Consider the following 21733-nt stretch of genomic DNA (forward strand, 5'->3'; position numbering starts at 1 on the left):
CATTGTCGATAGTATATTTACACGGTCAATTTTTATGTTGCTTCTTTAATTTATATACCGCATTCTCCAAAGACTCGGTAGGCTCGATAATGTTGTAAGCTCCCCAGAAGTTCTCGTCGGCGAAGTCCGATACCTTGTCGGATAGAGACTGATCCGCTTTAAAAGACATCCGGTAGGGGATGGAGTTATTTTGTTCTTTACCATCGGTAACGACCATCTCGGATACGATCGTGTAGTTGGTAGAGAAGAGTTTTCGTTTCCAGTCGCATTTAAAGCGAACCTCATTGCGGATATAACTCAGATAGCTCATGCCGTCACGTTCTTTGTAAGTTACGAGGAAAGCTACCTCCACGGGTTTAAATCGCAAGCCAAAAGGCTTTTTGCGGAGGATGGCCTCGGTAGCCTTATTCCGGTCATCCATGCTGAGGGCGAATTCCGCACGGCTGAAGGAAAGCCGTTCCTTATCGATATATAATTTGCCGTAATATAAAGCGTAAGGCAAGATCGCTTGAGGTTGGAAACTGATTACGTAATGCGGTCGGTCGTTTAACATCACGCTTTCTTCCATACGGAAGGCGTAATAAGGTAAGATATTCGGGTCGAGCAATAAATCCGGATTCTTCACCACATCCACGTAAACGGATAGGTTTGGGCCTCCCAATAATTTCACGGCTAATGTGTCGCTAGCCTTCTCGCTCAATAATTTACGTCCTTTATAGATCTGTACCCGATCCCGTTCCACGTTCCTGTCCTTATAGGGAGTTTTGTAAACATCGATAACCGCTTCCGAGATATTGATGTAACGACGGCCTTTTTGTGCGGTCTCCCGGTAGAACCCGGTAAGCATGCTACCTGTGGCGATGTAATTCTTATTTACTTTCTCAATCGCCTCCTCTACGATATATCGAGGATCTCCGGCCCGGATAATGACTTCGCTAAGCGTATTCATGTTCGGTTCGAGTAGTACCGTGCATTCTAATATGTCCTTATCGTTCACGGGGATCAAGCCATTCAAATATCCGATATGCGATACTTCTACTTGTCTGGCATGGAGGCCGTTTTTCACTTTGATAGAGAACTCACCGTCATTATTGGTGATCGTTCCCACGTTGGTTCCCGGAATAGAGATATTTACGTATTCCAGTTTTTTTCGTGTTTGCTTGTCTTTTACTACACCGCTGACAGTGATAAACTCATCGTCTGCGCTATCCTGTGCCTTTATAGAGGTTACACCGCAAGCCAACAGTATCATCAGGATAAATCCCATAGTTTGTTTACAGAGCGCTTTCATATTTGTATTGTTTTAATGGTAAATAATCACTTTGTACTTATAGGATCGCTCAGAAAAGAAATACCCTATGGGATTTATCAAAAAAATCACACAACCTTTTGTCCGGGCTGCAAAGTCAACATTTCTTTAGGTACCGCTTTCTTGATGCTCTCTATTAAAATACCCGCTACGGTATGCCGGATAAAATCTTTACGGGTGACAAAGACGATCTCCCGTGTCGGCTTGGGAATGGCGAACGGACGTACCAATTCTTTCTGCTCTTTACTTAATTGCAGGGTAGCCAATTCCGGGATGAACGTAATACCGTTACCGCTTTCCACCATACGCATAAATGTCTCTAGGCTACCTAAACGGTAAGCGGCTTGGCGAACCTTTACCTTTTCCATCTGGCAGAAACGCATCAGCTGGTCACGGAAGCAATGTCCCTCGTCCAGCAGCCACAACCGCTCGTCGTTGATATCGGCGGTACGGATCAAATCCTTTTTGAAGATAGATTCGTTGTGAGCCACGTATCCGAAGAATTGCTCATAATATAATATATCTCCTTGTAAATTGGATTCAGTGGGTTGGTTCGCTATGATAGCGGCGTCGATTTCCCCGTTTTGCAGGGCGGCCATAGTGGGAGCGGTTTTCATTTCCAGCATACGGATGTCAAGATCCGTATGCTTTTCCGATAATTGCTGGAAAAAGCGAGGTAGCAAATAAGGGGCGATAGTCGGTAGCACCGCTAAGCGGAACGTACCTTTCAATGACTGTTCCTCCTCGTTCACGATATCTTTGATAAGAGAAGCCTGATAGAGGACATTTCTCGCTTGCTCAATAACCTTACGTCCGGCAGGTGTGGGGCGAACGGGTTGTAGGTTTCGATCGAACAATTTAATACCTAGTTCGTCTTCCAGCTTTTGGATCATCATACTCAATGTCGGTTGTGTCACCCTACAATGCTCTGCTGCCTTTGCGAAATGACGATAAGTATCCACCGCTAGGATATATTCGAGTTGCTGTATATTCATAGTACTTAATTTTACAAGCGTTAGAAATTAATGAAGACAAACTTACGGAAAAACGCTGGAATAATCGAATAAAAGTGGAAGAATAAATCAGCTTAATTTGAGTATTAGGCATTTAGGGGGAAATCGGGGAAGTTGGGTGAAAAGCCAAAATACATTTGCTTATCATGGAACAGACGAATGGGCTAACTGGATGATAGATTTACACAGAAAAAATATGTAACTTTGGAGAGTAATTTACAAATGGTTTACAGTCGTATATATAATGAGCTAAAAATTAATTGATTAAAGTATATGTCAGACAGTATCGTCATTATTCCTACATACAACGAGAAGGAGAATATTGAGAATATCATTCGTGCCGTGTTCGGGCTGGAGAAAGTGTTTCATATCTTGGTGATCGATGATGGCTCTCCGGATGGGACGGCGGCTATCGTGAAGGGCTTGCAGAAGGAGTTCCCGGAGCGTCTTTTTATCGTGGAGCGTAAAGGGAAGCTGGGATTGGGTACCGCTTATATCCGGGGTTTTAAATGGGCTATCGAGCATAAATATGATTTTATTTTCGAGATGGACGCCGATTTCAGTCATAATCCCAATGACCTGCCGAAGCTATACGCCGCTTGTACCGCACAGGGTGCCGACGTAGCCATCGGGTCGAGGTATTGCAACGGGGTGAATGTGGTGAACTGGCCGTTGGGCCGTGTGTTGATGTCTTATTTCGCCTCGGTGTATGTCCGTATCGTCACGGGTATGAAGATACAGGATACGACGGCGGGCTTTAAATGTTACCGCCGTGAGGTGCTGGAGACGATCGATCTGGACCGTGTCCATTTCAAGGGATACGCCTTTCAGGTGGAGATGAAGTTTACGGCTTATAAGTGCGGCTTCAAGCTCGTGGAGGTGCCGATCATCTTTATCAACCGTGCCTTGGGTGTCTCCAAGATGAACTCTTCGATATTCGGGGAGGCTTTATTCGGCGTCCTTCAATTGAAATGGTGGAGTTTCTTCAGGAAGTATCCGAGGAAACATGCGAGCCATGCCTAATGAAAACAGAGTTTGACAATTTATAATAGAATAAGAAAGATGAATAAAATATTAATCCAAAATCCGAGAATCATCAACGAGGGCCGTTCTTTTATCGGCTCGGTGTTGGTGGAGGGGGATAAGATCGCGGCGGTGTTCGAGGGAGAGGTTCCCGGGAACGTGCGTGCCGAGGCGAACCAAGTGATCGACGCTACGGGGAAATGGTTGATACCGGGCGTCATCGATGATCAGGTGCATTTCCGGGACCCCGGGCTTACCCATAAGGGGGATATCGGGACCGAGAGCCGTGCGGCCGTGGCCGGTGGCGTGACGACCTTCATGGACATGCCGAACACGAAGCCACAGACCACGACGATCGCCGATCTGGAATGGAAATTCAACCGTGCCGCCGAGGTCTCCCGTGCGAATTACTCCTTCTTCTTCGGTGGGACAAACGATAATATGGACGAGATCCGCAGGCTGGATCGTAGCCGTGTGCCGGGACTGAAACTCTTCCTCGGCTCGTCTACGGGAAATATGCTGGTGGACAAGAAAGACTCGTTGGAGCGTATCTTCGGCGAGGCCGGTATGCTGATCGCCATCCATGCGGAGAAAGAGGAGGTGATCCGGCGTAATATCCAGTATTACACGAACCTGCATGGCGAGGATCTGGATATCTCTTTCCATAGCAAGATCCGTAGCGAGGAGGCCTGCTACCAATGCTCGGCCGAGGCGGTTGAACTGGCTACCCGCTTGGATTCCCGTTTGCATATCCTGCATCTCTCCACGGAGAAGGAATTATCGTTGCTCAGTAACCATCTTCCCTTGAGCGAGAAAAAGATAACCGGCGAGGTCTGCGTGCACCATCTGTGGTTTCATGACGGCGACTACGCCCAATTCGGTAATCGTATCAAGTGGAATCCTTCTATCAAGACGATCGAGGATCGCGCGGCGCTGCGTGAGGCGGTCAATAACAATACGATCGATATCGTGGCTACCGACCATGCCCCGCATCTACCGGAGGAGAAGCAAGGCTCTTGCTTGAAGGCGGCTTCCGGAGGACCGCTTATCCAGCACTCCTTGATCACGATGTTGGAGCTGGCGATGGAAGGCCGTTTCACGTACGAGAAGGTGGTCGAGAAGATGGCGCATATGCCGGCGGAGCTGTTTCGTATCGATAGGAGGGGATACATCCGTCCCGGATACTACGCCGATATCGTATTGATCGATCCGGAGCAGACTTGGACGGTATCGAAGGAGAATATCTTGTACAAATGCGGCTGGTCTCCTTTCGAGGGCTATACGTTCCACCATGGCGTATGGAAGACTTTCGTGAATGGCGAGTTGGCCTATGGCGATGGAGAGGTGAATGACGCCGTGAGGGGTAAGGAAGTCCGTTATCTATAGCAGTAGAGACGGGGCATGCCCCCGTCTCATCCTATCTATTGGATATCGATCAGTTTATGGGTTTGCAGACTTAGTCTCCACCGGGGATGCCGGAGGATGTAATCCACTACCTCTTTCGTATTTTGGCAGGAGCAGGGTTGCAGGAAATGGTACCGTGCGGGGATTTCGGCGTATGCGGACAGGTCTTGCCCGGTATAAACCACCTTTATCTCGTCGACTCTTTCCAATACCACCGGGGCGTTCTCCTTGGGCGAGCAAGTCACCCAGTCGATGCCGTCGGGCAAGGGGCGTGTGCCGTTGGTCTCGATACAGATCTGTTTCCCCGCCTCACGTAAGCGGGATATAAGCGCCTTGTCGATCCACAGGCTAGGTTCTCCTCCCGTCAGGATTACCATCCGTGCGGGAAAGGAAGATACCTTCTCCACGATCTCCTCGTCCGTCATCATTACGCCCTCCTCGTGGAGGGTGTCGCAGAAGCTACATCTCAGGTTGCAACCGGAGAAGCGGACGAATACGGCGGGAGTCCCCGTATGGAACCCTTCGCCTTGCAAGCTGTAGAATATCTCGTTAATCTTCCTCATAGATCGCCGTGTTACCCTCAGACTCTTTTACCTCTACCTTGAAACAAGACGGGATCTGCTCGTATACCCAAAAGGCTATGTTCTCCGCCGTCGGGTTGAAAGGTAAGATATCGTTCAAGTTCTGGTGGTCCAACAGGGATTTCACCGATCTCTTGATATGACTGAAATCGACTACCATGCCATCGGCGTTTAATTCCTTGGAGCGGCAATAAACCGTGATCATCCAATTGTGACCATGTAGATTCTCACATTTGCTGGGGTAGGACAATCTCAAGCTATGGGAAGCGGAGATCTCCATACGTTTAATTACGGTATACATACGATAATAATGTTTATACGATAAATAATAATGTACCTAATGTCACCTCGGCACACAAAAAAATCCCGGATATTAATCCGGGATGCAAATATACGAAATATTTAGTTTGTTTGTACGACACTTGTCTACGATCGGTAGAGACAGGCGGTACGTCGATCGGCTATGCCTCTTGGTTCAGCGCCTTCATCGAGAACAGGAAGGTCGTTCCTTTGCCCTCGCCCTCGGACTCGAACCAAAGCTTTCCTCCATGAAGCTCCACGAAGTCCTTGCAAAGCATCAATCCCAGACCGGAGCCTTTCTCGTTCTTCGTCCCGTAGGTCGTGAAATGCGAGTCTTGTTTCAAGAGCTTGTCTTGATCCTCTTTCTTGATGCCCTTGCCGGTATCTTTCACGCTAACGGTTACGAAATCCCCCTCGGAGCGTGAGGATAAGGTGATCGTGCCCCCCTCGAAACTAAACTTCATGGCGTTAGAGATCAGGTTACGGATAATCGTCTTGAGCATATCGATATCGACCAAGCCTACCAGCTCTTTATCCAGATTTTCTAGGATAATCTTCACGCCTTTTTGCGCCGCCATCGGGATATACATCTCGGCGGTACTGTCGATGATACTGTTTATGTCGGTCTGTTGCTTATATACGTGCTGCTTGTTCAAGCGGTTCTTGGCCCATTTCAGCAGGTTGTCCAGCAAGAGGAAGATCTCCTCGGAGGTCTTGTTCATCATCTGGATCATCTCGTACACCTCGTCGCCTACCCGCTCCTTGTCCACCATCATCAAGATGGCGTTATTCATCATTTTCAACGAGCCTAGCGGGGAACGCAGGTCATGGGCGATAACGGAGTATAGCGTATCCCTAGACTCGATCGTGTTCTCCAGCTCGGCCTTGATGCGCTTGATGCTGTAAAGCTCGTAGCGGTGGGCCACCCTCTTCACCAGCTCCTCACGTTGGAAAGGCTTTGTGACGTATTCGGTGGCGCCCAATTGGTAACCTTTCACGATGCTTTGCATATCGCTTAGGGCGGACATGATAATCACGGGTATATCCGTAGTCTCGGGATTGCTTTTCAGATGCTGGAGGACCTCATATCCGTCCATCTCAGGCATCATGATATCGAGTAATATCAGATTTGGGTGTTTCTCGTTAGCTATGCGTAGCGCTTTTGTCCCGCTGTCGCAAGTCAAAAGCGTATATCCCTCTTTCTTCAGTATGGCTTGTACTAGCATGACGTTTGTAGGGACATCATCTACGATAAGAACTTTATACTCTGAGGCCAATTTATCCATTGTATCTAAATTGTGTTCTAGTTTTCTTGATATTCAAATAGTATCAATAGCGCAAAAGTATTAATTAAAGTCGACATATAACGACTATTTATCCATCTATTTTTTTATTTTTTTATCCCGCACCTCGTTTGGCTTTTTCCCAAGCGCCTGTGCCTTTATGCTTAGCGAGATAGCTATACCCTCGTATGACATTGATATTCATGAATAAAAAGTAATAAGGAATGAATAATAGCTTGTTCCGGATGTTCCGTTTTTCCATTTTATACCCCAAGTATCCCAGCAGGTAAAACGCTAATTGCAGGGCAAGGATGACCGTGTAAAGGGTATGCCCGGTACAGGCAAGGAGCAGGTTGAGGGGCAGGAGGGCGAAGAGCACGACCGGCGTCAGCGTCCAGCGCAGTACCCGGTGGCTGATGTATTGGAAGCTCAGTATCCCGTACCGGAAGATATTCAATAATCCCCGTAGCCGCCATACCGATTGCAATCCTCCGGCCGATATGCGTACTTTACGTTTCTCCTCCTCCCGCATGTTCAGGGAGGCGCTCTCGAGGGCGTACGCCTCTTTGCTGTAGGCGATCTTGTAGCCTCTCATCGCTATGCGCAGGGAGAGGATGAAATCGTCCAGCAGGGTATCCGGGGGCATCTGCTCGAAGAGGGAGGTACGGATGGCGAAGAGCTCGCCTGCCGCCCCGACGGCGGAGTATAGGCGGTAGTCCAGTCGCTTGAGGGCGGACTCGTATTTCCAGTATATGCCTTCTCCGGCGGTGGCTCCTTGCTCGGCTTGTATCTCTACCCGTTTCTCTCCGGCCACGCAGCCTACCCGTGGGTCGCTGAACTGGCGTATGATCTCCTTGATGGCGCCCTTGTTCAGCATCGTGTTGGCGTCGGTGAAGATGACGTAGGGGGTATTGACGTAGGGGAGGGCTCGGTTCAAGGCGGCGGTCTTTCCTTGTCGCCGCGGTTGGTACAGTACGGTGACCTCCGGGTACTCTTTCAGTCTTTCATTCGTGTTGTCATTGCTTCCATCGGTGATCCAGACCAGTCTCAGCTTATCCGCCGGATAATCCAGTTGTCTGCAATTCACCATCTTGCTCGCCACGATCGCCTCCTCGTTGTAGGCGGCTATCAGCAACGTGGCCTCCGGTAGTGTCTCGGGAAGGCGGGGGAGCCGGGGTTTAACGAACAGCTCCTTGATCTTTACCATAAGGTATAATACGATCCCATACCCCAGATAGGTATAGAAAACGATCCCGATGCCGATCCAGAAGAGGATCTCAATGACTTGACAGCTCTTTTCCATAATTCATATCCTTGTTGATTGCGATTAATCCGTTTATTAATCCCTTGCCTAGCGCCCCGATCAGCCGGAATTTCCCTTTTACGAGATAGATCGAGAGGCGTTTCGGGAAAGCCACTAGGGTTTGGTAGATGTATGAGTAAATCCTTTCATCCCTTTTATCGATCGATCGTTTGGCGAATAAAAGGCGGTTGCGGGTATGATAATAGACCTGAAGCGGACTTTGTTTCCCTACGCTCATGCTCTCCTTATGATAGACGGTGGAGGTAGCCTCGTACCAGATTTTCAGCCCGGCCCGCCTTATTTGCACGCACCAGTCCAGCTCCTCGTAGTAAAGGAAATAAAATTCCGGCATCCGGCCGAATTTCGTGAGATCGGTGGTCCGGATCATCATGGCCGCGCCGTGGGTAAAGGCCGTCTCGCCAGACTTGTTGAATTGTCCTTGGTCGATTTGTCCATGCCCTATATTGCTATTACGGAGGGTGACTGGACTCATTGGCGTGGAGCCTGCGTATTGTAACCTCTGTTTCTCTGGCCAACAAGTTATTTTCGGGGATACGGCCCCGATTTGTGGATCGCTATCCAGTGCGTTCACCAAGTTTTCCAATATGGGACAAGTAATGATCGTATCATTATTAAGAAACAATAAGTACTCACCTTTAGCCTGTGATATCCCGAGGTTATTGCCACCGGCGAATCCAATGTTTTTCTCACTCCGTATAACCTGTATGTCTGGAAACTTGGATTGGAGAAGCTTATGTTCCAGAGGATCGGTGGAAGCGTTGTCTATGATAATAATCTCATGAAGATAAGTCTCATGGATAGCCAAGGATTCGATCATCTCGACGGTATCTTTCAATCCGTTATAATTGATAGTGATAATGGAGACTTTTTTAAGCATGGCTTTCTTCTTTTTTTGTCGTTATGTCATGAGGAGTGTTCTGGAAGCTCGTGTCCTTGTTTTTTATCCGGATGAATGAGGCTATATATCCTTTTGTCAATATGAAAAAAAGGAAGGGAAGCTTCGATAAGTTCCTGTAGAGCTTCCGTGTATGCATCTTGCGGGGAATGGCCAGCCAATAGGTGAGGGCCCCTCCTGTAATCAGTGCGAGCCATTTATAGGCGAGGTGGATATCTTGTATGCTCCAGATCAGCATGAAGATGACAGGGATAAGGATTTTCAGTATCCGTGGAAAAGGAATCCATTGAAAGAGCTTATCCATGTAATTCCTGTTTAGCGAATGCTTGTTGAAATGCTTCAAGATAAGGCCGAACGCTACCAATTGGGCGTGGAACCAGCGGGAGCGTTGGCGGGCCATCACCTCCTGCCGGGAGGTTTTCTCGTCGTATACATATATGTTGTCCGCATAGTCGACGAAGATATTTTGTGCGGCCAAGAATATCTCCAGTTCCTTATCCTCGGCGAATGTCTCGCATTTCCTCATGTGTGTCTTGAGCCATCCGAGATCGAATACCATACCGGAACCGATCAAGGAGGAAGATATCCCCACATTGACACGTCCTTTCCTGAAAATCGTGTTGTTGATTTCCTCCGAAAGTCCATCCCAGATCGCTATAGACGTATTCTCGTTCTTGAGGGTCCGATGTGCTTGAAGGACGATGCTATCTTGGGTGATCGTGTTTATGCGGGTCAGGAAATCGGTATCCGTCATATTATCAGCATCCATGATTACGACCTTGTCTGCGCTATTGCCTATATATTCCAATGCGTACGTGACGGATTTATGCTTCATGCTATGGTCGAAGTCGGGCGTAAGCAGCTCGATCGGTAATTCGGCCAATGCCTTGTTCGTCTCCGGGAGCATATGATCGGATACTACGATCACCCGGTATTTATCCTTTGGGTAATCTTGCTTGATAAAACTCTTGGCAGATTCGAGTATGACGGCGTCTTCCTTATAGGCGGCGAATATCACGGCAAAAGTCTGGAATTGAATATATTGGGTTTTCCTGCGCTTCCTCTTTAGAAAGGAGGCGAGCGTGAAGAATAGGTCATAGCCGGTGAGAAGGGCCGTAAGAGTAAAGAAGAATATATCGATATAGATTAACAATCGCATTCGTTTTTTCGCAAAAGTAATATAATTTTCAACAAGTCTTTAGTGGCGACTGCTTTTTTGTCATATTTTTTTGGAAAGTAGGATACCGATACATGTTAAATAGGTCGTACCCCGATAGATTTGTTGAATTTCTAAGAAAGTTTTCTGTTTTTCCGGTTTTAATTTATTATTTTTGTCAAAAATTATGATTGGTCAAATGTGGTGTTTAATGCTGGTTAAATGGATGCGGTCATGAATGAAAGCCCTTTGATATCGGTTATCGTTCCAGTCTACAAGGTGGAATCCTATCTGCCCAAATGCCTTGATAGTATTTTAGCGCAGACTTTTGAGGATTTCGAGTTGCTTCTGATAGATGATGGCAGCCCGGATCGTTGCGGAGAGATTTGTGACGAATGCGCCGGGAGGGACGAGCGGGTAAGGGTCTTTCATCAAGAGAACGCAGGATTGAGTTGCGCCCGGAATACGGGATTACGGCATGCTAGGGGTACTTATATAGCTTTTGTCGATTCGGATGACTACATAACCGCGGATTATTTGGAGAGCTTATGTGAAATGCTGCCGGCGAATAAAGAATGTATAGGTGTTGTTGTAGGGGGATTTGACAAGCTATTACCTGATGGTAGCTTGGAAAGGATCCATGTCCCGGAGAGGGATCTATCTCCTGAAATGTATGGTTGCTTCCTCACGGAACTAATGGGCAAGCATGTGATGTACGCTTGCATGAAGCTCTACGATAATCGGCTTATCCGGAAATGGAAACTTCAGTTCGTCCCTTCCATATCTGGTTTGGAAGATATGCTTTTCATGCTGGACTATCTTGCCTATGCGGATTTTGTATCGATCCGCGACTGTTCCGGCTATGTATATCGGGTAGGTTATTCCATGGATACGCTCTCAAGATGTATTAAGGATTTCCCGAGCGAGTACGGCGCTTTCTCTCAATTTTTGAGCAGGGTTTGCCTTTTTAAGGAAAGATATCGTCTGGAGGATCGCTCCTTGAGTAAAACATGGGACTCTTTGACCGTATTTTTCCATAAGATATTGCTGGCGATTTACAAAGAGGAGAATGCCTATACGCAAGAGGAACGCTTGTTCTTCTTGCGGCAATTGCTTTTTTCCGATGGAAGCTGGATTAGGGAGTATTTCTTACCTCAATATAAGGCAGACCGACTCGGTAAGTTCTTGCTGGTGCATGTTGGGGCTGGTGCTTTCGATGCTTGGATGAGCTTGTTGACTGGTATAAGGTTTAAATATATGTTTGGAGCGAGAAAATGAAAAAAGAATCAGTTTTGCCGGAGATCGTGCCTGCCAATAAGGAGGAGATCGTATATTCGATAATCATCCCTCATAAAAATATCCCGGACTTGCTACGGCGCTGCTTGGATTCCATCCCTCAAAGGCCGGATATACAGATCATCGTAGTGGATGACAATAGTTGTTCCGATAAGGTAGACTTCGCTCATTTCCCGGGCCGGGAAAGAGAGGGAGTAGAGATTGTCTATACCCGTGAAGGGCTAGGCGCCGGATATGCCCGCAACGTGGGGCTGAGGCATGCGAAAGGGCGTTGGTTGTTGTTTGCGGATGCTGACGATTATTTTTTGCCTGATTTCCTTGAGATGGCGGATCGATATAAAGACTCGGACCTGGAGCTTATCGTGTTCCGGGCGGAAAGTGCGGACTCGGAATCTCTTGAACCCATGAGGCCTCGACAGAGATGTCATGATGACTTGTCGGAGAACGTGGATTGGGAGCGGATCCGCTTCAGGATATATGCACCTTGGGCAAAGATGATATCACGGCGTTTTCAGGTGGCTCGTCAATTATCGTTTGAGGAAATCCCCGTGGCGAATGACATGATGTTCTCGGTTTACACGGATTATTATGCCTGTCGGGTTGCCGTATGCTCAGGTAGCATCTATTGCGCTACGGTTCGTCAGGGCTCCTTGGAATATGGTTTAGTGCTGGATCATTTGCTGCTGCGTGTCTCTAAGTCATGCCGGTTGAATCATTTCTTGCGTAAACAGGGGGTGGTGGACAGGTATAGCGGAAGCTTTACTTACGTACATGCTTGCAAGACCGGTTTCGGGAGAAAGGAGTATTACAAGGCGCTGTGGATTTATGTGCGGGAGGAGCGCCCGGAGCTTGTCTTGAGGACTTTCAAGAATTTGCTGAGAGATAAGGTAAAACAGATTTTTAAATGAAAACACGGTATCATTGATGTCTGAATCTCGGGTAAAGAAAAGTTTCCAGAACGCCAAGGTGAATGTCTTTTTTTATCTCATCACCTTGTTTTTGTCTTTTTTCTCACGGAAGATATTCCTGGAGCGATTAGGAGCTGATTTCATCGGGTTGACGGGTACGTTGCAGAACTTGTTGGGTTTCTTGAATCTGGCGGACTTGGGTATCGGGGCCTCTATGGGGTATATTCTCTATAAACCTTTGTTTGAGAAAAATCAAGAGAAATTGCGTGAGATTATTTCGGTCTTGGGGTATTTGTATCGTTATGTAGGTTTGTTTATTTTGATAGCCGGTGGAATATTAGCGCTTTTTTTACCGCTTATATTTGAGGATACGAGTATAGGAATAGGTGTTGTTTATTTCGCTTATTTCTCTTTTCTGGTCTCTTCCTTGATTGGTTATTTTATCAATTATCGTCAGTTTCTTTTGGGTGCGGACCAGCGGAATTACGTGGTTACGGCTTACTCGCAGACGGCGAATCTGGTGAAGACCTTGTTGCAGATGGCATTGGTCTGTTATGTCGGCAGCTATTATCTGTGGATAGCGGTCGAATTGGCTTTTGGTATCCTATATTCGGTCATATTGAATTGGAAGATCAATCAAGTATATCCGTGGTTGAAGTGCAGTGTCGCTCTCGGGAAGGAGAAATACCCTGAGAACAAGATTATCATGCAAAAATCACGCCAGTTATTCGTGCATGTCTTGGCAGGGACAGGTCGTACGCAATTGCTCCCGTTCTTGATTTACGCCTTTACTTCCTTGAAGCTGGTGGCTTATTATGGGAATTATATGTTGCTGATCACGAAACTCAGCCAATTGGTGAATAACTTTCTGGGCAGTACTGGCGCCGGCGTGGGCAATTTAATCGCCGAGGGTGACCGGAAGCGGATCCTGCAGGTCTTTTGGGAGCTCAACTCGTTGCGTTTCGTGATAGCCGGATTCTTTGCTTTTGCTCTTTATCACTTGATTGATCCGTTCATTACGGTTTGGCTGGGAGCCGAGTATGTATTGCCACGTTCCGTGTTGATTATTATCTTGGCCAACTTTTTCGTGAGCCAGTATCGGGGAACTATCGACCAGTTTATCAACGGCTATGGCTTGTTTCATGATACGTGGGCACCTGTCACTACGCTTGCCATTACGGTGATCGTGGCCTTGATAGGGGGTAGCCTGTGGGGGTTGTCGGGGGTTTTACTGGGTGATATAGCCAGTTCGCTGACGATCATTTGCGTATGGAAAGCCTATTTCCTGTACAAGGAAGGTTTCCGGATGCCGGTATTCCTGTATTGGAAGAATGTAGGGAAATATACGGCCTTGTTCTTGTTGTCTTGGGCGGGGGCAGACGGCATATTGCGTCTCTTTCCGCTATTCGATCCTTTTGGTGGATACGTAGCATGGACGCTTTATGCCATCTATTCGTCAACCATCTTCCTTGCGATATTCATTCCCCTGTTCTACTTGTTTTCCGATGGGATACGGCATCTGCTACGGCGGATACAATCCCGCATATCTTCCTAGGCTACTCAGCGCCGCCGAGAGTATCAGCCCCCAGCCCAGCAGGTTCAAGGGGCCGGGCGAGGGGTGGACGAGAGCGAGAGTATCGCCCCGATAGCCGCCAACGCCGCCTCCCGCATGTCTAGCAGGAGGGAGAGTGCCGCCAGCAGGAAGAGGCTGGCCAAGGCGAGCAGGCGGAAGTGGGGGAAAGGGGGGCGTGGGTTCCGTGGGAGTGTCGGTCGTGTCATGGGGCGGTTGTTTTTGGGGCGTGTGAGATCCTAGGTTTAGCAAGAAATCCAGCAGGCTGCGGACGAAGGCTAGTATTTGTCGTATCTTATTCATATCAATTGTTGTTTTTTAGGGATGAGTAAATCGGTTCGATCTCGCGGCAGAGCTGCACCAGCGTCTCCCGGTAGCGCTCCCGGTTGTCGCCGTTCAGCTCGCTGATGTAGGGGCTGTAGGCGATGGCCTTGGCGTAGTCGGCGGGGAAACGGCTCATGGCGGCGGCCTGCGGGTAGGAGCAGACGAGGAGGCGGGCGAAGTCGAGGTAGGAGTTGCGTGCCGAGTCGTAGCGGCGGAACAGCAGCTCGCCCCGCTTGTACCGGGCGGTGACGCGGCCCCCGTGCCAGAAGGCGTTGCTCGCCCCGTAGCCGGTAATGCCGAAATGGTTGTTGGCCTCCCGGGCTAGGCGGGAGGTGCCCCAGCCGCTTTCTAGGGCGGCTTGGGCAAGGAGGATGATGGGGTTTAGGTGGAAGCGGTCGCCGGCGGACTGGGCGTCGGCAAGGTGGGTGGAGATATAGGCTTGTTTCATGATATATACGATGAATTATGATTTGATTTTTCTTGGAAAATTAATCTTAAATTACTATCTTTGAATAAGTTAATAAATAAACAGCATCAGTATGGAAAAGCGGGAGACCGGTGTCGGCGCCTATTATTTTTGTGATATAGCGATGAGTTATTTTCCCTTATTGTCGAAGAAGAAAGCCTCGGATAAGCTGTCCCGGTGGATACGTGTCAGCGGAAAGTTGATGGAGCGGCTGGAGGAGTGCGGATGGCATCCCCGCCAACGGATCTTATCGCCCCGTCAGCGGGAGTGCATCGTTTCTCATCTAGGGGAGCCCTGAGTCAGATTTCGTCGGGGGATTCGCTGTCGCCTCCTCCCGGGGCGGGTGCGTCGGGCACGATCTTCTCGAACTTGGCGAGGCCGGTGACGCTCTTTAGCGTCACGCTCGGACGGAAGACGATCCGGGGACGTTTGATGAGGGAGGCGTTGAAGTCGGACTCCAGCTTGGTGCCCTTGCTGCCGATCACGGCTTGGAAGTGGCCGAGATCGCCTAGCTGGACGGTCTCCCCTTTCTGGAGGCGTTGCTTGAGGATGTAGAGGAGGCCGTCTACCACGACCTGCACGTCACCCCGTGAGGCGGTGCTGCGGTCGGCGATCTGGTCGCACAGCTCCTCGAAATCGCAGGTGCCGGTGGACTTGTTCACGGCGTAATACAACTTGGAGCCGGCGGCGGCTCCCTTGGTCATGTCTTTTCGTAAGACTAATCGGTACTTGATCGGCATAATGTCTGGTGTTTTTTTGATTACGTTGTAAAGGTACGACATCCCCCGGAGGGGATTCCGGTCAACGGGGATGAAGGGGGGCGAGGTCGGGTGAATGGGGGTAAAGAGGTGGATTTTGAGTGAATAACGCTTGGTTTTCTAACGAAATAAGCGTATGTTTGCTCAATCAAAATTCGATTGACATGAAAAATTTACGGTATGAAAGAGAAAGACTAGCGGCGAGACGTGAGAGGTGAGTCCCGTGAACGGGCGAAGTGCCAGCGTGAGACGTTGGGCAAATATTTTTACGATTTGTCAAAACTGACGTTCACGGCATTGGTGCTGGGTGGAATAGCTATGTTATTCCAATCGGAAAAGATAGAGATAAGTATGATTGGAATGTTCATGGTAGGGAGCTTGTTCTCTGTCGGGTTAGCTTTCTGTGGTAATAAAATCTTGAAATAATAAAGAGCTATGAATCCATTGACATTTCTTTTCGGGGTAATGCTATTGATACTTGTGGTGTTTATCGTTTGGATGTACACGCCATCCGGCAAGCGTTGGTTGGATAGCATGAAATAAAAGGACTATCGTGTTTCCGGTCCGAACACTACTGTGTTTGGCTTCGGATACTACTGTGTTGGCTTCCCAACGCAATAGTGTTCGGCGCCAAACACGGTAGTGTTTTTTTTGTCTCCCCCCTATATTCCCTCCGGCTGGATACTTTGGCTTTGCAATTCCCGGGCGATACGGTCGCTTAGGGCGAAGTGATTCTCGAGCGTGGCTTGTAGGAGCAGGCGTTCTTCGGGTGTCGCCGCCGTGCGGACGGACTCCAAGGCCCGGGCTAGCTTCCGGCGTGCGAAGGACTCGCCGTAGAGGAGCACTTGGAAGCGGGTCTCGCCGGGAAGCCGTTCGTCCGGTACCGGCCCGGTATCTTGCGGCGTGGAGGCCCGGAGGGAGAGGACAAGGGCGGAGAGCCGCTCGTCCGCTATCCCGTCCGGGTGCTTGCCCTCGGACAGGAGGTGGAGCAAGCGGGCGTGTTCCGGGTCCTCTAGGGGAAGCTCGTTGTCCGCCAGTTCGCCAGAGACCCATGCGGGCAGGGAAATCTCGCTTCCGTCGGGGGCGTAGAACATCCGGTCATGGTGCGTGAGGCAAAAACGCAGTAACGCCCTTTCTCGTGGCAGGGCGTGCGTGAGGCCTGCGACTTTCTTCCTCAGTGCCGCTGCCGCTACGCTTTTCGGGTCTGTGGCGACAGACATTTCCTGCCGTAATACCTCCATCGGTATACCCGTCGCCCCGGATAGCTCCCCAAGCCTCCGGTACACGGCCAGCGGGGAGGAGAGGAGGCCGATCTCGCCCAACGCCCCGTTGATGGCGGTGGTGTCCGTGCGAGGGCGGGAAGCCGCTTGGCGGATGCGGTAGGAGAGGTAATCGAGGGTACCCTCCCGTGCTAGGCGTGCCAGCTCGTCGCTCCCTTTCCGGCGGTACACCTCGTCCGGGTCCATGCCGTCGGGCAGGGGAAGCAGGCTGACGGCGCATCCCTCGGACAGGAGCATATGGGCGCACCGGACCGTGTTCTGCCGTCCCGCCGGATCGGGATCGAGAGAGAGCGTCACCTGCCCGGCCAGCCTCCGTATCGCCCGGATATGCTCCTCGGTGAGCGCCGTGCCGCATAGCCCCACGGCGTACCGTATGCCGGAGGCGTGGAAGGCGAGCACGTCCTTGTATCCCTCGCAAAGCAGGATGCGCCCCTCGGAGCGAACGGCCTTCACCGCCTTGTGCAGGCCGTAGAGGATATGCCCCTTGTGGTAGGCGGGACTGTCGGGGGAGTTGACGTATTTCCGCCCCTTCTCCGACGGGGTAAGGCTCCGTCCGGCGAACCCGGACACCTGTCCCCCGGTGGTGTGTATCGGGAAGACGAGCCGGCCTAGGAAGGGGCGGAACGCTTGGGGGACGTCGGGCGGGCAAAGTCCCACGCCGAAGCTGCGGTAGGTCTCTTCCAGCCCTTGGCGATCCGCCTCCGTACGTGCCGTCCCCGCGAGGTCGCCCGGCAGCAAGCCGCCGGCGAACGAGGCGTTCGCCAGCAACAACGCTTCCCGCTCGTCCCGCCGCCGCTCACGACCAGCGGCGGCGGTCTCTTCCACCTCGATATTGTATTTGCGTGCCAGTAGGCGTACTGCCTCCTCGAAGCCGCATCCCTCCATGTGGCACACGAGCCGTATCGGGTCCGCCGCCTCGCCGCAACTGAAGCACTTCCCGATGTTCCTCGCCGGGGAGACGCGGAAGGAGGGATGTCGCTCGTCGTGGAACGGGCACAGCGCCACGAAGTCCTTCCCCGAGCGATGTAGCGTGAGGTAGTCGGAGGCTACCTCGTCGATGCGGGCCGTCTCCCGCACCTTGCGCAGCGTATCGTCCGTCAGCATTCGAAGAGGCCCTTTCCCTTCGGTTTAGGCTCCGCCGCCCGGGCCTTGCGGACACACGCCGGCTGGGTATCGTCCCAGAAGGAGGTCACGCCCTCGTTGTGCATGAAGCGCACGTGCCCCAGCTCGCCTTGGCGGTTCTTGGCCAGCAGGATCGTGCCCCTCCCCCGGGTAGGCAGGTGCGTATCCGGGTCCTCGTGTATGTTCACCACGGAGAGGCGGCTGATGAAGGCCACCGTATCGGCGTCCTGCTCGATAGAGCCGGAGTCCCGGAGGTCGGATAGCTGATGCTTGAAGGAGTACGTCCCCCTCGTCTCGCAGTTGCGGTTCAGCTGGCAAAGCAGCACGATCGGTATCTCCTCGTCCATCGCCGTAATCTTGGCTTTGCGGGTGATGTTCGAGATGGCCTCGTTCGGGGTTTGCCCCTTGTCGTCCCGGTTTACCAGCTGCAAGTAATCGATGATGGCGAGGGAACACTTCCCTTGTCGCCTTCTGAGGGAGATATCGCAGCGTATCTCGTCTATTTGGATGTCCGAGCGTTGGTTGATACATATCGGCAATTCTTTCAAGAGGAGGCTCGCCTCCTCCAAGGCCCTCATCTCCTCCTCGGTGGCGGTTCCCTTGTCGATCTTCGAAGGCTCCACGTTGGCTATCTGGCCCAGCATCCTGAAGATCAGCTGTTCCCTCGACATCTCCAGACTGTAGACGCAAACCGGTACCCCTTGCTTAGCGGCGTTCACCGCCATGAAAAGAGCGAAAGCCGTCTTTCCCATGCCCGGGCGGGCGGCGAACACGTGGAGCGAGCCTGTCCGCAACCCTCCCATAAGCCTGTCCAGTCCTCCCAGCCCGGTATGGATACCCGCCGTACCGCCCCGGGCTACCCGCTCGCGTATCTCCCGTACCCGTGCCATGGCCTCGGCGGTGGCGGTAGGCATGTCCGGTATCTCGTGGGTGAGGGAGAGCTGCTCGCCCAGCTCGTCGGCCACCGTTCCCAGCTCCGATATCAGCTTTTGCGTATCCCGGTCGTCGGCCGACGCCTTATGTGCCAGCTCGTGGCACCTCAGGATGAGCTGCCTTGCCACGAAAGCTTCCCTTATGTACTGGCAATGCTGCCGTACGAACTCTCCGCCTATCTCCATGTAGCCGTCTTGCCGGGCCAGCTCGAAGAGGTCGGGCAACTGCCCGGCCCTCTCTGGCGAGAGCCTCCGTATCTCTTTCTCCACCGAGAGTATATCCGTTCCTTCCCCCTTCTCGTGAAGGTTGAGGTAGGCCTCTATCGCCAAGGTGATATCCGGGTGGGTGAACATCTCGGGCCTTATCCTGAAGGCGATCTCGGGAAGGCTCTTGCGTGAGGCCAGCAGCCCGAAAAGCAGGGCTTTCTCCGCTTTCCGCTCTTGTGGCAGCGTGAGGCTGGCGGGGATTTGTTTGAATGAGGTGTTATTCATGTCGATCGATAAATAAGTTTGTATAATTGATGATCTCCACGGCAAGTCCGCAGGTGAATTTCTTCTTGGTGATCACTTTCTTTTCCGCCAAGTCGTTCAGGTTCTTGCGCAAGGCGTAGACCGAGCAGTTCAAGAAGGCTGCCATCTCGGGTATCTTTACGATGCATTGTCCCTCCTTGATGGCATACTGCTCTCCATTCCACATATACGAGTACCCGCTATAGCTGGCCTTGCTGTACAGGTAGAGCATGATACCGGTCTTCACCGAGGATTTCTTGTCCTTGCAATAATCCTTGATAAGGATACTCAGGAACTGTCTGGGGTATCGGGTGTAGCCATTCCGACGCAAATCGTCAGGGCTAAATAGTTTAGACATAGGTCGATAGGATTATACCCAAGGGGCGTTGTCTGGTTCCTTTTCTATTTTCGCACCGCATTTCGCACTACGTTTCGCATGACCAACCGTTTGATTTGTAGCGTATTGGATAAAAATGGTTATCTTTTTTCGCACTGCGTTTCGCACGACTATATATAAGTATATTAGTAAAGATAAGAAAAGAGAAGAGGCGACGCTACGCCGCCATTCTTTTTTTAAACAAAATTCCATGATGTTCAGATAGCTTTTTCACAATGGACGTAAATCGTAACGGAATGAATGTTCCACTCTTTTTATGTAGATCGTGATGGTTAAATAAATAGTAAATTCATTCCACAAAGATCGGTATAATATTTAATAAATACAAAGTATTTTATGCTTTAAATATATGTTTATAAATATGCTTATTTGTTCTTTATAGTTTGAATAAATTACTAAATTCCGGAAGGGATAGTGTATTGTGTACTGAATGTTCATGTATATTATTTTCTATGAATTTTTTTTATATTCCCCCCTGTTAGAATTGCCAATAAGGTTGGGTGGAATTTATTCAGATAATAGAATAATAGATAGTAAGTCACGATTATGAGGCTAGGAATAAAGAAGTATAATAATATCATGGAAAAATTGCTATCTTTAAGAACCAAAATTGTCCTACGAACATGCTCGTGTTGAAAAGACCTGAATATGCGCTGATAAGGTCTTTCCATTTGTAATCTTCGATAAGTAAATTATTACCTGAGAAAAGGCTGGCAGTATAAGGTATTTTCTGGGCAATGTAATATTTGCCTATAAAAGATCGATCGCTTTCAATACCCTTTCCATTTGTGTTTTCCAAGATAAATCTTGAATTGAATGCCGGATCTCTTCTGGGCTATATTTTTGTTGCTTATAGAAGGAAATGATCCGGGGGATATCGATGGGAGTCTCGTCTGCACTTACCTTGAGGATATAAGGCTTGTCCTCAAAGTCATTATCGATCTCGGAGTAGATGAAGGGGAGTCCCCGTGCGGCGTATTCCCTGTTTTTTAGTGTCTTGATACGGGTGATTTTACTTCGGTGGCGGGCGAGGCTGCCAATTCCCATGTCTGCGTTCTCAAACAGGGCATCCAGCTCTTCTCCATGCTTGGCTCCATGGAGGATAACGTATTGGCTTAACCGGGTGTCGTGCCGTAAAAGAGGGAGGATGGAGTTCTCTTCCTGTTGCCCGAAAAAGTCTCCGACCAAATGAAAATAGACCTTGTATTCCGGATCGTTCGCGTAATAATTTAGCAATCCGAGTATCAGGCGGTCGAATCCATGATATAGATGGATCTCCGCTACACCGATCAGATGAAGCTCGTGGATCGTATCATTCCGGTGCTGTTTCAGTTTGATACGGGAGAAATCTATCCCATTTGATATCCGTATCGTATCTATTCCGAATATTTGCTCGTATTCGGTAAAAGTAACGATACGGTGTAACTGCTTGGCTAGTTGCCGGCGAAAACATTTATCGATTAGCAATTCCATGTTCTTGAGGGGTATGTTATCCTCGTGATCGTATGGATAGGTCGGTATCTCCATGACGATCCGGATATTCGCTTCCTTCATTTTCCGTGCCATGCGGATGGTGAACGGGTTGGCGTTATGATCCGATCGCATGTAAACAAACTCTATCCTATTCTGTATAGCGTATTGGGCGATGGAGTCGAACTCGATACGTTTTAATATCTTTCCCTTTAGTCCGTTCCCATATTTACGTATAGGCATATCATCCACCCAACGTGTCTTGTAGCCATTCTCGTCTGACGAGAAGTGGCACAAATGTACCTCATGCCCCAGCTCTCTCAGTGCGTCTATCTGATAAGATATTTTCTTGCTGATGCCGTTCGCTGGATTGAAACCATGGAAGACAAGGAATAGGATATTCATGCTCGTT

General features: G+C 49.9%; 21 protein-coding genes. 7 read left to right on the forward strand and 14 right to left on the reverse strand.

Translation table 11 applies throughout. From position 1 onward, the window contains the following. Positions 1 to 25: 25 nt before the first annotated feature. Both D7V92_RS15505 and D7V92_RS15510 read right to left on the reverse strand, forming a co-directional pair. Entirely contained in the window at positions 26 to 1291 is a 1266-nt protein-coding gene (locus tag D7V92_RS15505) for a carboxypeptidase-like regulatory domain-containing protein (protein ID WP_005868347.1), read from the reverse strand. Positions 1292 to 1377: 86 nt separating this feature from the next. Beyond that, a complete protein-coding gene (locus D7V92_RS15510; protein WP_005856517.1) occupies positions 1378 to 2304 on the reverse strand; it encodes a hydrogen peroxide-inducible genes activator in 927 nt (308 codons plus the stop codon). Positions 2305 to 2595: 291 nt separating this feature from the next. Between D7V92_RS15510 and D7V92_RS15515 the strand changes: the two genes are divergently transcribed. Continuing rightward, on the forward strand, positions 2596 to 3345 hold the full coding sequence (locus D7V92_RS15515; RefSeq protein ID WP_008780511.1) for a polyprenol monophosphomannose synthase: 750 nt from the start codon (positions 2596 to 2598) through the stop codon (positions 3343 to 3345). Positions 3346 to 3384: 39 nt separating this feature from the next. After that, a complete protein-coding gene (locus D7V92_RS15520; RefSeq protein WP_005868352.1) occupies positions 3385 to 4731 on the forward strand; it encodes a dihydroorotase in 1347 nt (448 codons plus the stop codon). A gap of 35 nt (positions 4732 to 4766) precedes the next feature. Here the strand turns inward: D7V92_RS15520 and D7V92_RS15525 are convergent, their stop codons facing one another. From D7V92_RS15525 to D7V92_RS15550, 6 genes are all read right to left on the reverse strand, one after another. Further along, positions 4767 to 5312: a radical SAM protein gene (locus D7V92_RS15525; protein WP_121773243.1), complete on the reverse strand. Its 546-nt coding sequence runs from the start codon at positions 5310 to 5312 to the stop codon at positions 4767 to 4769. Continuing rightward, entirely contained in the window at positions 5299 to 5631 is a 333-nt protein-coding gene (locus tag D7V92_RS15530) for a 6-carboxytetrahydropterin synthase (RefSeq protein WP_005856525.1), read from the reverse strand. Before D7V92_RS15530 ends, D7V92_RS15525 begins: the two co-directional genes overlap by 14 nt. A gap of 160 nt (positions 5632 to 5791) precedes the next feature. Continuing rightward, on the reverse strand, positions 5792 to 6916 hold the full coding sequence (locus tag D7V92_RS15535) for a hybrid sensor histidine kinase/response regulator (RefSeq protein ID WP_005868355.1): 1125 nt from the start codon (positions 6914 to 6916) through the stop codon (positions 5792 to 5794). Positions 6917 to 7028: 112 nt separating this feature from the next. Then, positions 7029 to 8216, reverse strand: coding sequence for a glycosyltransferase family 2 protein (locus D7V92_RS15540; protein WP_005868356.1), 1188 nt, complete (start codon positions 8214 to 8216; stop codon positions 7029 to 7031). Then, a complete protein-coding gene (locus tag D7V92_RS15545) occupies positions 8191 to 9114 on the reverse strand; it encodes a glycosyltransferase family 2 protein (protein ID WP_121773244.1) in 924 nt (307 codons plus the stop codon). The genes D7V92_RS15540 and D7V92_RS15545 overlap by 26 nt, the downstream gene beginning before the upstream one ends. Beyond that, positions 9107 to 10291 carry a glycosyltransferase family 2 protein gene (locus D7V92_RS15550; protein ID WP_121773245.1) on the reverse strand — a complete coding sequence of 395 codons (1185 nt, stop codon included), beginning with the start codon at positions 10289 to 10291 and terminating at the stop codon, positions 9107 to 9109. Before D7V92_RS15550 ends, D7V92_RS15545 begins: the two co-directional genes overlap by 8 nt. A gap of 231 nt (positions 10292 to 10522) precedes the next feature. Between D7V92_RS15550 and D7V92_RS15555 the strand changes: the two genes are divergently transcribed. Genes D7V92_RS15555 through D7V92_RS15565 form a run of 3 tightly spaced genes read left to right on the forward strand, consistent with a single transcriptional unit; the run spans position 10523 to position 14047 of the window. Next, positions 10523 to 11566: a glycosyltransferase gene (locus D7V92_RS15555; RefSeq protein WP_036614399.1), complete on the forward strand. Its 1044-nt coding sequence runs from the start codon at positions 10523 to 10525 to the stop codon at positions 11564 to 11566. Continuing rightward, on the forward strand, positions 11563 to 12492 hold the full coding sequence (locus D7V92_RS15560) for a glycosyltransferase family A protein (RefSeq protein ID WP_051635717.1): 930 nt from the start codon (positions 11563 to 11565) through the stop codon (positions 12490 to 12492). The genes D7V92_RS15555 and D7V92_RS15560 overlap by 4 nt, the downstream gene beginning before the upstream one ends. Before the next feature lie 16 nt (positions 12493 to 12508). Further along, positions 12509 to 14047, forward strand: coding sequence for a lipopolysaccharide biosynthesis protein (locus D7V92_RS15565; protein ID WP_121773246.1), 1539 nt, complete (start codon positions 12509 to 12511; stop codon positions 14045 to 14047). Positions 14048 to 14366: 319 nt separating this feature from the next. Here the strand turns inward: D7V92_RS15565 and D7V92_RS15575 are convergent, their stop codons facing one another. Next, entirely contained in the window at positions 14367 to 14834 is a 468-nt protein-coding gene (locus D7V92_RS15575) for a glucosaminidase domain-containing protein (protein ID WP_044545083.1), read from the reverse strand. A 91-nt stretch (positions 14835 to 14925) separates the two neighbouring features. On the opposite strand from D7V92_RS15575, the gene D7V92_RS15580 reads away from it, so the two are divergent. Further along, a complete protein-coding gene (locus tag D7V92_RS15580) occupies positions 14926 to 15150 on the forward strand; it encodes a DUF4248 domain-containing protein (RefSeq protein ID WP_005856539.1) in 225 nt (74 codons plus the stop codon). Position 15151: 1 nt separating this feature from the next. Here the strand turns inward: D7V92_RS15580 and D7V92_RS15585 are convergent, their stop codons facing one another. Further along, the gene (locus D7V92_RS15585) at positions 15152 to 15592 is read right to left on the reverse strand and encodes an HU family DNA-binding protein (protein WP_005868367.1); all 441 of its coding nucleotides are present in this window, start codon (positions 15590 to 15592) and stop codon (positions 15152 to 15154) included. Positions 15593 to 15817: 225 nt separating this feature from the next. On the opposite strand from D7V92_RS15585, the gene D7V92_RS22510 reads away from it, so the two are divergent. After that, positions 15818 to 16036, forward strand: coding sequence for a DUF6722 family protein (locus D7V92_RS22510; RefSeq protein WP_370036463.1), 219 nt, complete (start codon positions 15818 to 15820; stop codon positions 16034 to 16036). A gap of 236 nt (positions 16037 to 16272) precedes the next feature. Here the strand turns inward: D7V92_RS22510 and D7V92_RS15595 are convergent, their stop codons facing one another. The 4 genes from D7V92_RS15595 to D7V92_RS15615 form a co-directional block, all read right to left on the reverse strand. Beyond that, on the reverse strand, positions 16273 to 17994 hold the full coding sequence (locus tag D7V92_RS15595) for a DNA primase (RefSeq protein WP_121773248.1): 1722 nt from the start codon (positions 17992 to 17994) through the stop codon (positions 16273 to 16275). Further along, positions 17988 to 19436, reverse strand: coding sequence for a DnaB-like helicase C-terminal domain-containing protein (locus D7V92_RS15600; protein WP_121773249.1), 1449 nt, complete (start codon positions 19434 to 19436; stop codon positions 17988 to 17990). Before D7V92_RS15600 ends, D7V92_RS15595 begins: the two co-directional genes overlap by 7 nt. Next, the gene (locus D7V92_RS15605) at positions 19429 to 19812 is read right to left on the reverse strand and encodes a hypothetical protein (protein WP_036614254.1); all 384 of its coding nucleotides are present in this window, start codon (positions 19810 to 19812) and stop codon (positions 19429 to 19431) included. The genes D7V92_RS15600 and D7V92_RS15605 overlap by 8 nt, the downstream gene beginning before the upstream one ends. A gap of 789 nt (positions 19813 to 20601) precedes the next feature. Next, a complete protein-coding gene (locus D7V92_RS15615) occupies positions 20602 to 21726 on the reverse strand; it encodes a glycosyltransferase family 1 protein (protein ID WP_121773250.1) in 1125 nt (374 codons plus the stop codon). Between the last annotated feature and the right edge of the window lie 7 nt (positions 21727 to 21733).

It is taken from the genome of Parabacteroides sp. CH2-D42-20 (assembly GCF_003670185.1).
In the GTDB taxonomy this organism is placed as follows: domain Bacteria; phylum Bacteroidota; class Bacteroidia; order Bacteroidales; family Tannerellaceae; genus Parabacteroides; species Parabacteroides distasonis.

Bases quoted from the DNA above. Each gene is read 5' to 3' on its own strand.
- D7V92_RS15505 (WP_005868347.1), bottom strand. From the start codon at position 1,291: ATGAAAGCGCTCTGTAAACAAACTATGGGATTTATCCTGATGATACTG.
- D7V92_RS15510 (WP_005856517.1), bottom strand. From the start codon at position 2,304: ATGAATATACAGCAACTCGAATATATCCTAGCGGTGGATACTTATCGT.
- D7V92_RS15515 (WP_008780511.1), top strand. From the start codon at position 2,596: ATGTCAGACAGTATCGTCATTATTCCTACATACAACGAGAAGGAGAAT.
- D7V92_RS15520 (WP_005868352.1), top strand. From the start codon at position 3,385: ATGAATAAAATATTAATCCAAAATCCGAGAATCATCAACGAGGGCCGT.
- D7V92_RS15525 (WP_121773243.1), bottom strand. From the start codon at position 5,312: ATGAGGAAGATTAACGAGATATTCTACAGCTTGCAAGGCGAAGGGTTC.
- D7V92_RS15530 (WP_005856525.1), bottom strand. From the start codon at position 5,631: ATGTATACCGTAATTAAACGTATGGAGATCTCCGCTTCCCATAGCTTG.
- D7V92_RS15535 (WP_005868355.1), bottom strand. From the start codon at position 6,916: ATGGATAAATTGGCCTCAGAGTATAAAGTTCTTATCGTAGATGATGTC.
- D7V92_RS15540 (WP_005868356.1), bottom strand. From the start codon at position 8,216: ATGGAAAAGAGCTGTCAAGTCATTGAGATCCTCTTCTGGATCGGCATC.
- D7V92_RS15545 (WP_121773244.1), bottom strand. From the start codon at position 9,114: ATGCTTAAAAAAGTCTCCATTATCACTATCAATTATAACGGATTGAAA.
- D7V92_RS15550 (WP_121773245.1), bottom strand. From the start codon at position 10,291: ATGCGATTGTTAATCTATATCGATATATTCTTCTTTACTCTTACGGCC.
- D7V92_RS15555 (WP_036614399.1), top strand. From the start codon at position 10,523: ATGAATGAAAGCCCTTTGATATCGGTTATCGTTCCAGTCTACAAGGTG.
- D7V92_RS15560 (WP_051635717.1), top strand. From the start codon at position 11,563: ATGAAAAAAGAATCAGTTTTGCCGGAGATCGTGCCTGCCAATAAGGAG.
- D7V92_RS15565 (WP_121773246.1), top strand. From the start codon at position 12,509: ATGTCTGAATCTCGGGTAAAGAAAAGTTTCCAGAACGCCAAGGTGAAT.
- D7V92_RS15575 (WP_044545083.1), bottom strand. From the start codon at position 14,834: ATGAAACAAGCCTATATCTCCACCCACCTTGCCGACGCCCAGTCCGCC.
- D7V92_RS15580 (WP_005856539.1), top strand. From the start codon at position 14,926: ATGGAAAAGCGGGAGACCGGTGTCGGCGCCTATTATTTTTGTGATATA.
- D7V92_RS15585 (WP_005868367.1), bottom strand. From the start codon at position 15,592: ATGCCGATCAAGTACCGATTAGTCTTACGAAAAGACATGACCAAGGGA.
- D7V92_RS15595 (WP_121773248.1), bottom strand. From the start codon at position 17,994: ATGCTGACGGACGATACGCTGCGCAAGGTGCGGGAGACGGCCCGCATC.
- D7V92_RS15600 (WP_121773249.1), bottom strand. From the start codon at position 19,436: ATGAATAACACCTCATTCAAACAAATCCCCGCCAGCCTCACGCTGCCA.
- D7V92_RS15605 (WP_036614254.1), bottom strand. From the start codon at position 19,812: ATGTCTAAACTATTTAGCCCTGACGATTTGCGTCGGAATGGCTACACC.
- D7V92_RS15615 (WP_121773250.1), bottom strand. From the start codon at position 21,726: ATGAATATCCTATTCCTTGTCTTCCATGGTTTCAATCCAGCGAACGGC.